This is a genomic window from Streptomyces flaveus (assembly GCF_014647675.1).
GTDB lineage: Bacteria > Actinomycetota > Actinomycetes > Streptomycetales > Streptomycetaceae > Streptomyces > Streptomyces flaveus.
On the sequence record NZ_BMPQ01000020.1, the window covers coordinates 40,419 to 50,532 of the forward strand.

Consider the following 10,114-nt stretch of genomic DNA (forward strand, 5'->3'; position numbering starts at 1 on the left):
CCCCTGGTTCGGCTCTGGTTCGATACTGCGACCGACGCGGGTTCAATCCTTCGTTCGAGCGGTTTCAGCCGCGTACTGATCTCATGTGGCGCACCATGGGACCGGCGAGATCGCGGTGAGCAGACGAGGGAGAAACGTCCGTGCAGTTCGAGGTGTGGGCACCACAGGCCGGCCGTATGACGCTCCACTGCGCGGGCGGCACACAGGCGATGGAGCGCGATCCGGACCGCGCGGGGTGGTGGACGGGCGAGGCGGAGGCCGAGGACGGCACGCGGTACGGCTTCGCGGTGGACGACGGCCCCGTACTGCCCGATCCGCGCTCGCGGCGGCAGCCCGACGGCCCCGACGGGCTGAGCGCGGTGGTCGACCACGAGCGGTACGCGTGGCGCGCCGAGTGGGCCGGACGCGGGCTGCCGGGCGCGGTGCTGTACGAGCTGCACGTGGGCACGTACACGCGCGAGGGCACCCTGGACGCGGCTGCCGAGCGGCTCGGACATCTCGCGGAACTGGGCGTCACGCACGTCGAGTTGATGCCGCTGTGCCCGTTCCCGGGGCGGCATGGCTGGGGGTACGAGGGGGTCTCGCTGTGGGCGGTGCACGAGCCGTACGGCGGTCCCGAGGCGCTGAAACGGTTCGCCGACCGGGCGCACGAACTCGGTCTCGGTGTCGTCCTGGACGTCGTGCACAACCACTTCGGCCCGTCCGGCAACCATCTGCCCGCGTTCGGCCCGTACTTGACGGACGCGCATCACACACCCTGGGGCGCGGCCGTCAACCTGGACGCGCCCGGCTCGGACGAGGTGCGCGCGTATCTGCTGGGCAGCGCCCTGGCCTGGCTGCGCGACTACCGGCTCGACGGGCTGCGCCTCGACGCCGTGCACGCGCTGCGCGACACCCGCGCGTACCACTTCCTCGAGGAGCTGTCGGCCTCCGTGGACGCGCTCTCCGCCGGCCTGGACCGGCCGCTGTTCCTCGTCGCCGAGTCCGATCTGGCCGATCCGCGGCTGATCACGGCCCGCAGGGAGAACGGGCTCGGCCTGCACGCGCAGTGGAACGACGACTTCCACCACGCCCTGCACACCACGCTGACCGGTGAATCGCAGGGCTACTACGGGGACTTCGCCCGGGCCCCGCTCGCGTCCGTCGCGAAAACGCTCACGGGCGGCTTCTTCCACGACGGCACGTACTCCAGTTTCCGCGGCCGGCGTCACGGCCGCCCCCTGGACCGTACGCGCGTCTCCTCACACCGCCTGCTCGGCTACTCACAGACCCATGACCAGGTCGGCAACCGCGCCCAGGGCGACCGCCTCTCGGCCACCCTCTCCCCCGGCCTGCTGGCCTGCGCGGCGGCGCTGACGCTCACCGGGCCGTTCACGCCGATGCTGTTCATGGGCGAGGAGTGGGCGGCGGGCACGCCCTGGCAGTTCTTCACCGACCACACGGATCCCGAGCTGGCCGAGGCCGTACGCCGGGGCAGGCGCCGGGAGTTCGCGGCGCACGGCTGGGCCGAGGAGGACGTACCCGATCCCCAGGACCCGGCGACCCGGGACCGCTCCTGCCTGGACTGGTCCGAGCCGGAGAACGAGCCCCACGCGCGCGTGCTCGCCTGGTACCGCGAACTCATCGCCCTCCGGCACGACCAGGCGGACCTCACGGACCCCGACCTCTCGGACGTCAAGGTCGCCTACGACGAGAAGGGCCGCTGGCTGGCGTTCCGCCGCGGTGACGTCCGGGTGGCCGTGAACCTCGGCAAGGAGACCGCGTCGATCCCTCTCGGCACTGCTCGCGTGCGCGTGCTTGCGGCATGGGAGCCGGTCGAAGTGCCGGGCGCGGACGGGTTGTTGAGCCTGCCGGGGGAGTCTTGCGTGGTGCTTACGCAGGAGTGAGCAGTGGCGTTGACGCGGAGTGAGTGCTGACGCGGGGCTGACCAGTGAGCTGACACGGGAATCGGTGCTGACGCGGGAGCGATCAGTTGTCGTCCCGCAGCTCAGTCGTCGTCCCGCAGCTCCGTGACCCGTTCCAGGAGGATCGCCTCCCACGCGCGGTCCAGTTGGGAGCGCAGTGGGGGCAGCGGGTCGTTGCCGTGCCCCCGGAGGCGGTCGGCGAGGTGGATCAGGGCGTCGCAGCGGGCCAGCCACAAGCCGCGCAGGCACGGGCGGGCGCCGTATCCGGCGAGGGTTGCCGCGCGGACGGCGGCGGGGGCGCCGACGGCGCGGGCGAGACCGGCGATGTCCTCGGCGGGATCGCCGACCAGGGCGTCGGTCCAGCCGAGGACGCCGCGTACCCGCCCGTCAGCACTCAGCACGAGGTACTCCCCCGTGAGGCCGTGGTGGACGAGAACAGCGGCCCCGGGCTGTGCCCCGAGCTGAACAGCGGCGGGCGCGCCGAGCTGGTGGAGCCGCGCGGCGTCGAACTCGTCGGCCGCGCCGAGCCGTTCGGCGGCACGCGCGGCGGCGGCCCGCAACGCCTCCAGGGACCGTGGCGCGGCTCGTGGCACACCGAGCGCCTCGGCCTGACGTACGGGCACTTCGCGCAGTCCGGTGAGCAGCCCCGCCAGATCGGCCTCCCCCACGGCCGAGACATCGTGCCGCTCGCCGGAGCCGCCCGGAATCAGGGTGTCGAGCGTGTACGTCAGGCCGCTCGCCCACTCGCCGTGCGCGATGCCCACCGGGACGGCGACCGGGAGGTGCGGGCGCACCACGTCCCGCAGGCGCAGCTCGCGCCGCTGGCGTACAGAGGCCTCGCGGTCCGGGGCGAGGCGCAGCACATGGCGCGTGCCGACGTACCAGGTGAAGGGCTCTTCACCCGTGCCGACGGGCCGGATGTCGGATCTGCCGCCGTCCGGGAGCAGGGAGCGGACGAGGCGTCGCACGGTGTCCTCGGTGGGTGTCGTTGCCTGGGTCATGGTCGCGCCGTCGCCGTTCGGTGTCCCGGTCTCCGTAGGTCAAAAAGGGCTACGGTCAGCATCCTGCCCGGACAGCGGGGGCGGCGCGAGCCCGTGAACAGCACTTTCCGGGGTCTCGCGAGCGGGCGCCGGCGGCGGAATCAGCTCTCGAGCGCCAGGCGTGCGCCCAGGAGCAGCAGTACGCCTCCGGATACCTGCTCCAGCCTGCGCCGCACCCCGGCCCTGGACAGCACCGCCTTCATCCGGCCCACGAACCACACGTACAGGCCGTAGTAGCCGACCTCGAACACTGCCCAGAGCGCGGCGAGCCCCACCATGGCGGGCAGATGCGGCGCCCCCTCGGGCACAAACTGCGGCAAGAAGGACATAGCGAAGATCGCCGCTTTCGGGTTGGCGAGATTGAGCAGCAGCCCGCCCCGGTAGGAGGCCCAGCCGCTCTTCTCCACGGCTTCCTCTCCGCCCGCGTCCGCCGTGCCCTTGGCGTGCCGCGCCTGCCACAGCGTCTGCACACCGAAGACGACGAGCACGACGGCGCCGACGATGCGCATCACGTCGTACGCCGCTTCCGATGCCGCCAGCAGTGCCGTCAACCCGAACGCCGCGAGGATCCCCCAGACGAAGACACCGGTTTCGTTGCCCAGCACGGTCAGGAAGCCGGAACGTCTGCTGCGGATCGACTCCTTGATGATCAGTACGGTGCTCGGGCCGGGCGAGGCGGCGATGAGCAGGCAGGCGCCGAGGAAGGCGAGCAGGGTGCTGAGCATTGGGCCATCGTCGTCTGCGGGCGGGGGCGGGGCCAGTTGTTTTCCGGGGCCTGGTTTGACGGACGTACACCGTGGTGTCGGCGGCCCGACAGACCCGCTTCACCGTCAGCCGCGATTCCTCCCAACCCCCTTGTGGCAGCGGCGTCTACGCGCAGAGACTACGGGGGTTCACGTGTTCCCCTTCCTCCTCCGGAGCCCCGATGAACCACCCCAGACCGCAACGTCCACCGTTCTCGCGCCGTGTCGCGCTCGCCGGTTTCGCCGGAGCGGCGTTGGCCGGCACGACAGCGTTCAGTGCGGACGCGTCCGCCGCGCCCGGGAGCACGTACCGACGGACCGTCCGTTTCGCCACCTTCAACGCCTCGCTGAACCGTGGCGCCCAGGGTGCCCTCGTCACGGACCTGTCCACGCCGGACAACCAGCAGGCGCGCAACGCCGCGGACCTGGGCTGATTTCCGCAGCTGAGGTTCCGCTGCCCAGGCGGAATTCTGCAGCCGAGGCCGGCATCAATCAGCCCGTCCGGCACTTGAGGACGAGGCCGCAAGGCCGATACGGGGGCCTGGGGGCAGAGCCCCCAGCGGGGTCCAGGGGCGGAGCCCCAGTGATCAACCCCGCACCGTCCGCCCCACCTCCGCCCGCAACGCCACGAACTCCGCCAGCCCCCGCGTGCCGATCTGCTCCCGCTCCCCCGGCAGCCCCACCGGCAGATCGAGCACGACACGCGAACCGGGCCCCGCCGAGAGAACGACGACCCGGTCCCCCACGTACACGCTCTCGTCGATGTCATGCGTGACGAACACGATCGTCGTCCCCTCCGCCCGATGCACGTCGAGCAGCAGATCCTCGAGGTCCTCGCGGGTCTGCGCGTCGAGGGAGCCGAAGGGCTCGTCCATGAGGAGGAGGGAAGGGCGGCAGACCAACGCCCGGGCGATGGCGACACGTTGTTGCATGCCGCCCGACAGCTGCCAGGGATGGCGGCGGCCGACCCCGCCGAGCCCGACGCGTTCCAGGATGCGTTCGGCCTCGTTCCGCCGTTCGGCACGTGCCATGCCCCGTCGACGCAACGGCAACGCGACGTTCTCCCGGACGGACAGCCAGGGGAACAGCGAACGCCCGTAGTCCTGGAAGACGACCGCGAGCCGGTCCGGCACCCCGACGACCGGGTCCCCGTCGATGCTGACTGTCCCCTCGTGCGCGGGCAGCAAGCCCGCGATCGTCCGCAGCAGCGTCGACTTCCCGCATCCGGACGGCCCGACCACGCACAGGAGTTGACCGTCGGGCACGGTGAGGCTGATGTCGTGCAGGACGCGGTGTTCGCCGTAGCGCTGACCGAGCGAGTCGAGGCGGAGCATACGGAGCGGTCACCTGTCCCGGGAGTCGAGCGCGCCGTCGGAGCCTGTGCCGATACCGGTGACGCGGACGTGCAGCAGAAAGGGCCCGTCGCCGTCGCCGTGGGCCAGCGCCCGGTCGAGGGCGGCGGGGAGTTCGGCGGGCGATTCGACGTATGCCGCCGGGCACCCGAAGCCGGCGGCCAGCGCGGTGAAGTCGACGTCGCCGATCTCCGTGCCGGGGACGGGTGCGATGTCGATGCGGTGGCCGAGGGCGCGTACGGCGGCGTAACCGCCGTTGTCGAGGAGGACGTAGGTGACCGGCACCCGATGGCGCGCGGCGGTCCACAGTCCTTGGACGGAGTAGAGGGCCGAGCCGTCGCCCAGCACGCACACCACCCGCTGCCTATCGGCAAGGGCGCGCCCGACGGCCAGCGGCAGGCCCCAGCCGAGCGCCCCGCTGCCGGTGGTGAGGAAGCCGCCCGCCAAGTCGACCCGCACGCGCGCGTGGAGAGCCTCGCGGTGGCTCGGTGCCTCCTCGACGAGGACATGGTCGTGCGGCAGTCGCTCCTGAAGCAGGTCCAGGACCAGCTCCGGCGTGATGTGGTCGAGACGTGGCGCGGGGATGGGTGCCGGACGCGGGGGCGGCGGTTTACGGTCCGACCGGTCCGACTCCCCCACCAGCTCCGCCAGTTGAGCCAGGGCCGGCTTCAGTGTCGTCACGATGCTCGTTCCCGTGGGCAGCCACGCCGCCTGCCCGGGGTCGCAGTCGAGGTGGAACAGTTCGGTGCGGGCGGGCAGTGGCGGGCTCTCCGTATGGAAGTGGTACGTGAACAGGGGCGTGCCCAGGGCGACGACCACGTCGTATGCCTCCAGGCAGGCCGTCAGGCGGTCGGCGGCCGGTGGCAGGAAGCCCTGGAAGAGCGGATGGGACTCGGGGAAGCCGGAGCGGCCGGACATCGGGCTGATCCAGACAGCCGCGCGGGTGCGTTCGGCGAGGGTGCGGACCTCGGCGAGGGCGTCCTCGTCGTCGACTCCGGGGCCGACGACCAGGGCGGGCCGTTCGCAGGTGTCCAGGCGTGCGGCCAGGGCGGACAGCGCGCTCGCGTCAGCGGTGAACGCGCCGTGCACTGCGCGTGGTTCGACGGGCGGGGCGGGCTGGTCCCAGTCGTCCTCGGGGATCGAGACGAAGACGGGGCCGCGCGGGTGGGACATGGCGATGCGGTGGGCCTCGGCGAGCACCGCGGGTACGTCCGCCGGGCGGTCCGGCTGGCGGCTGAACTTCACGTACGGGCGCGGGAACTGGGCCGGTTCGTCGGCGCCGAGGAACGGCCGCAGCTGGAGCAGCGGGCGCGACTGCTGGCCGGCCATGACGACGAGGGGCACCCGGTCGCGGTACGCGTTGAAGACCGCGCCCAGCGCGTGTCCGGTGCCGCCCGCCGAGTGCAGGCTGACGAGGGCGGCGCGCCCGGTGCCGAGGGCGTGTCCCGCGGCCATGGCGACGGCGACGGACTCCTGTAGTCCGAGTACGTAGGTGAAGTCCTCGGGCCAGTCGCGGAACATCCGCAGCTCCGTGGAGCCCGGGTTGCCGAACACCGTGGTCATGTCGGTGTCGCGGCAGAATTGGACGACAGCGTCCAGAACTGTTCCCGTCGCTGGGGTCATACGGGCCTCCCTCTGCCGAGCAGTCGTTTCTCGACCGCCAACAGGCCGGTGTTGAGCAGATGTCCGAGCGCGCCGAGCAGGACCAGCGCCGCCCATACGGTGAGCAGGTCCGAGCGTGACTGGGCGTCGGTGAGGGTGAAGCCGATGCCGTTGGCCGTGCCCGGCAGCAGCTCCGAGAAAACCATGAGGATGAGGCAGAGCGAGAGGCTCAGCCGCAGCCCGGCGAAGATGCGCGGCAGCGCGGACGGCAGGAGCAGCAGCCACAGCCGTTCGGGCGCGGTCAGCCGCAGTACGGCGGCGACTTCGAGCCGTAGGGGGTCGGTGTTGCGCGCTCCGTCAGCCGTGTTGATCAGTACGGGCCATACGGCACTGAAGACGATCGACGCGAGCTGCATCGGCGTACCGAAGTCGAAGACCACGACGAAGACGGGTACGAGGGCCGGGGGCGGGATCGCGCGCGCGAACTGGAGCACCGGGTTGCAGAGCGCGTACGTCCGGCGCGAGCGGCCGACCGCGATTCCGAGGGCGATCCCGGCGACGGCGGCGATCGCGAAGCCGGTGGCCATGCGGCCGAGGCTGGGCAGGATGTTGTCGACGGCTTCGGCGGTGAGGAACGCATGCCCGACGGGCCCCGAGAACCACAGGTCGTAGGCGTGTCCGGCGATGTCGGCGGGCGGCGGGAAGTACACGCTGCCGTGCGCCCGAGCGACGACCTGCCACCCGGCGACGGCCACCACGAGCACGCCCCACCGCAGCAGCGCGCTCCGTACGCCCCGGCTCACCGCCGCCCCCGATGCTCCGGCGTCCACGGGAACAGCTGCCGTTCGCCCCACACCAGCACGCTGTTGATCAGCAGCCCGAGCGCTCCGGCCCACACCACGCCCGCCAGGACGTCCCGTGTGCCGTCCGTCGCGAGGCCCGCCTGGGCGATGAAGATGCCGAGGCCCTCGCCGAAGCCGGCGAGGATCTCGGTGGCGACGGCCAGGATGAGGGCGATGGCGGCGGAGATGCGGATGCCGGCGGCGATGAAGGGGGCGGTGGCGGGGAGTTCGACGCGGAGGAGGACCGCGAGGCGGCCGAAGCCGAAGGCGCGGAGGGTGTCCTTGGCCAGGGGGTCGGTCTCGCCGAGGCCGTAGACGGTGTTGAAGAGGACCGGCCAGACGGAGGCGTACGTGATCAGCGCGACCTTCGTCTCCGTGCCGGAGCCCAGCAGCAGGGACACCAGCGGGATCAGCGCCACGGAGGGCAACGGGCGCAGGAACTCGACGATGGCGCGTACGGCGTCGTCGACGACGGGCACGCTGCCGAGCAGCAGGCCCAGCGGGATGGCGATCGCGCAGGCGAGGCCCAGTCCGAGCGCCCAGGCAATCAGCGTGGCGCCCAGGCCGTCCAGGAAGACCTGATCACCCGCCAACTCCACGGCGCGGGCGAGGACTTCGGAGGCGGGTGGCAGATAGGTGCGGCGGACGAGTCCGGCCCGGCTGACCGCCTCGCACACCCCGAACGCGAGCAGCACACCGAGCCCGCCGAGCAGCAACTCCTGCCTTCGTCGCACCGGGTGGCCCCCATTGAATCGTCCCAACCGAGCGGCCCTACTTGACCAGGAGCGTCGCCGGATCGACCGGTTTCTTCAACAGGCCCTGTTCCTTCATGAGTTCGGTGAGACGGCTCAGTTGTCCGGGATCCGTCGTCTCGGGGTACTCGGGCAGCCGTATCGCCTTGGCCTGATCCGGCGTCACCTTCGCGTACTTCGGCAGCTGTTCCCGTATCGCCGAAGGGTCCTGCTTCGCGATCTTCGCGGCGGCGGCGATGGCCCGCTGGAAGGCCGCCGCGGTCTTGGGGTTCTTCTCGGCGAACGGCCCGGTCGTGACGTATCCGCTGATCGGTATGGACTCCACGGGCGCGGAACCGCCGTCGATGAGCACCCGGGCGTTCAGGTCCTTCTGGAGGGCGCTGTTGAACGGTTCGGCCGCGTGCACGGCGTCGACCTGCCCCTTCTCCAGGGCGGGCCCCATCTGTGGGAAGGCGATCTGCCGGTAGACGGGGCGGCCCGCGCCCTCCTTGTCGAGGATGGCGTTCAGGGTCAGCGACTGGATGTTGTTGAGGATGTTGACGGCGAGCTTCTTGCCCTTGAGGTCGGCGACGCTCTTGATGTCCGAGTCCTCGGGCACGAGGACGTCCATCATGTGCGGCGCGACGCGGGCACCCTCCGCGAGGACCCGGACGTCGAGGGTGCCCTTCTCGTGGGCCTGCAGGAAGGTGACGTAGTTCGCGCTCGCGATCACGTCGACCTGGCCCTTCGACAGCGCGGGCAGCGCCTGGATGCTCTGCTGGACGGGCTGGATGCGTACGTCGAGGCCCTCTTTCTCGAACAGGCCCCGGTCCTGCGCGAGGTAGAGGGTCGCGTCGTCGGCCAGCGGGAGTGCGGCGACGGAGATGCTCGGTTTCTCAAGACCGTTGCCGCCCGAGCCGGCCTGGTCGGGGTCACCGCCACAGGCAACGGCGGTCATCGCCAGGGCGACGGCCGTGACGATCAACTGGCGCCTGTGTAACCGGACTTGGCCTGACTGACGCATCTGACGCATCGACATGCGCGCATGCCTATCGCAATCCCGGGACGACCACAACATGCGTATGCGCCGATCGTCACCCTTTGAGGAAAGGCGGTTCGCAACCTTTGCAAAAAGACCCACAGCGCTCCCCGCACGCTCCGGGCCGGCGTCACAGAAGCGGCTCAAGTGACGAGGCTTGACGATTCATCAGGTGATACTTAGGTTAGCCTTACCTAAATAGCGGAAGCCTGCGAAAGGTCAACTGCCCATGAGATCCGCCCTGTTCGCCCGTGCCACCCGTACCGTCGCCGTCGGCGCGACCGCCGCCGCGCTGACGGTCGGGCTCGCCACCTCGGCCTCGGCCGCCACCGCCACGCGGACGGTGACGGTGAGCGGCACGACGTACAACCTGTCGCTGACGGCCCCCGACACCCTGTCGGCCGCGGGGCAGAACATCACCGTCTCCGGCAGCGGCTACAACACCATCCAGGGCATCTACATAGGCCTGTGCGTGATCCCCGACGGCGTCGAGGTCGGCAACCCGTCGACGTACACCTCCCGGCCGACCCCCTGCCTCGGCGGCGCGGATCAGGCGGGCACGACCGGCGCCTCGCACTGGGTGTCGAACTTCGGCGGCGGCATGGTCGCCAACAGCTCCGTCTACGGCTCCGGCGGCTCCTTCAGCGTCAGCGTGCACGTGAACCCGACGATCGCCGCCGGCCAGGTCTGCGGCACGGACGTCGACTGCGCGATCGTGACGCGCGCCGACCACACGGCGAGCGGCAACCGCTCGTACGACGTCTACGTCCCCGTCTCCTTCTCATGACCGCGCCCGACAGATCCCGGGGGCGGGGCAGCGGCCTGTCCCGCCCCCGGGCGGCGGGCGCCCTCGCCTCAATC

At 71.2% G+C, this 10,114-nt stretch carries 10 protein-coding genes; 3 read left to right on the forward strand and 7 right to left on the reverse strand.

Annotated features, from left to right (window positions below):
* Positions 1-140 precede the first annotated feature (140 nt).
* Positions 141-1,886 carry a malto-oligosyltrehalose trehalohydrolase gene (gene treZ, locus IEZ21_RS31035; protein ID WP_189325186.1) on the forward strand — a complete coding sequence of 582 codons (1,746 nt, stop codon included), beginning with the start codon at positions 141-143 and terminating at the stop codon, positions 1,884-1,886.
* 101 nt (positions 1,887-1,987) lie between these two features.
* On the opposite strand, the gene IEZ21_RS31040 is transcribed toward treZ, so the two are convergent.
* Positions 1,988-2,905: an aminoglycoside phosphotransferase family protein gene (locus IEZ21_RS31040; protein WP_189325187.1), complete on the reverse strand. Its 918-nt coding sequence runs from the start codon at positions 2,903-2,905 to the stop codon at positions 1,988-1,990.
* Between the two features lie 140 nt (positions 2,906-3,045).
* Entirely contained in the window at positions 3,046-3,669 is a 624-nt protein-coding gene (locus tag IEZ21_RS31045; protein WP_189325188.1) for a LysE family translocator, read from the reverse strand.
* A 200-nt stretch (positions 3,670-3,869) separates the two neighbouring features.
* Between IEZ21_RS31045 and IEZ21_RS31050 the strand changes: the two genes are divergently transcribed.
* A complete protein-coding gene (locus IEZ21_RS31050; protein ID WP_246568311.1) occupies positions 3,870-4,121 on the forward strand; it encodes a hypothetical protein in 252 nt (83 codons plus the stop codon).
* A gap of 153 nt (positions 4,122-4,274) precedes the next feature.
* Here the strand turns inward: IEZ21_RS31050 and IEZ21_RS31055 are convergent, their stop codons facing one another.
* From IEZ21_RS31055 to IEZ21_RS31075, 5 genes are read right to left on the reverse strand one after another with little or no spacing between them, the layout of a single operon-like run.
* Positions 4,275-5,021, reverse strand: a complete 747-nt coding sequence (locus IEZ21_RS31055; protein ID WP_189325189.1) for an ABC transporter ATP-binding protein — start codon at positions 5,019-5,021, stop codon at positions 4,275-4,277.
* 9 nt (positions 5,022-5,030) lie between these two features.
* On the reverse strand, positions 5,031-6,662 hold the full coding sequence (mdlC, locus tag IEZ21_RS31060; RefSeq protein WP_189325190.1) for a benzoylformate decarboxylase: 1,632 nt from the start codon (positions 6,660-6,662) through the stop codon (positions 5,031-5,033).
* Positions 6,659-7,471: an ABC transporter permease gene (locus tag IEZ21_RS31065; protein ID WP_246568313.1), complete on the reverse strand. Its 813-nt coding sequence runs from the start codon at positions 7,469-7,471 to the stop codon at positions 6,659-6,661. The genes mdlC and IEZ21_RS31065 overlap by 4 nt, the downstream gene beginning before the upstream one ends.
* On the reverse strand, positions 7,441-8,217 hold the full coding sequence (locus IEZ21_RS31070) for an ABC transporter permease (protein WP_189325192.1): 777 nt from the start codon (positions 8,215-8,217) through the stop codon (positions 7,441-7,443). The genes IEZ21_RS31065 and IEZ21_RS31070 overlap by 31 nt, the downstream gene beginning before the upstream one ends.
* Positions 8,218-8,254: 37 nt before the next feature.
* Entirely contained in the window at positions 8,255-9,199 is a 945-nt protein-coding gene (locus IEZ21_RS31075; protein WP_189325193.1) for an ABC transporter substrate-binding protein, read from the reverse strand.
* 283 nt (positions 9,200-9,482) lie between these two features.
* Here IEZ21_RS31075 and IEZ21_RS31080 point away from each other — a divergent pair, with 283 nt between their 5' ends.
* On the forward strand, positions 9,483-10,040 hold the full coding sequence (locus tag IEZ21_RS31080) for a hypothetical protein (RefSeq protein ID WP_189325194.1): 558 nt from the start codon (positions 9,483-9,485) through the stop codon (positions 10,038-10,040).
* The last annotated feature ends 74 nt before the right edge of the window (positions 10,041-10,114 follow it).

Excerpts from the sequence above, each read along its gene's own strand:
- IEZ21_RS31040 (WP_189325187.1), bottom strand. The coding sequence starts at position 2,905 with ATGACCCAGGCAACGACACCCACCGAGGACACCGTGCGACGCCTCGTC.
- IEZ21_RS31045 (WP_189325188.1), bottom strand. The coding sequence starts at position 3,669 with ATGCTCAGCACCCTGCTCGCCTTCCTCGGCGCCTGCCTGCTCATCGCC.
- IEZ21_RS31050 (WP_246568311.1), top strand. The coding sequence starts at position 3,870 with ATGAACCACCCCAGACCGCAACGTCCACCGTTCTCGCGCCGTGTCGCG.
- IEZ21_RS31055 (WP_189325189.1), bottom strand. The coding sequence starts at position 5,021 with ATGCTCCGCCTCGACTCGCTCGGTCAGCGCTACGGCGAACACCGCGTC.
- mdlC (WP_189325190.1), bottom strand. The coding sequence starts at position 6,662 with ATGACCCCAGCGACGGGAACAGTTCTGGACGCTGTCGTCCAATTCTGC.
- IEZ21_RS31080 (WP_189325194.1), top strand. The coding sequence starts at position 9,483 with ATGAGATCCGCCCTGTTCGCCCGTGCCACCCGTACCGTCGCCGTCGGC.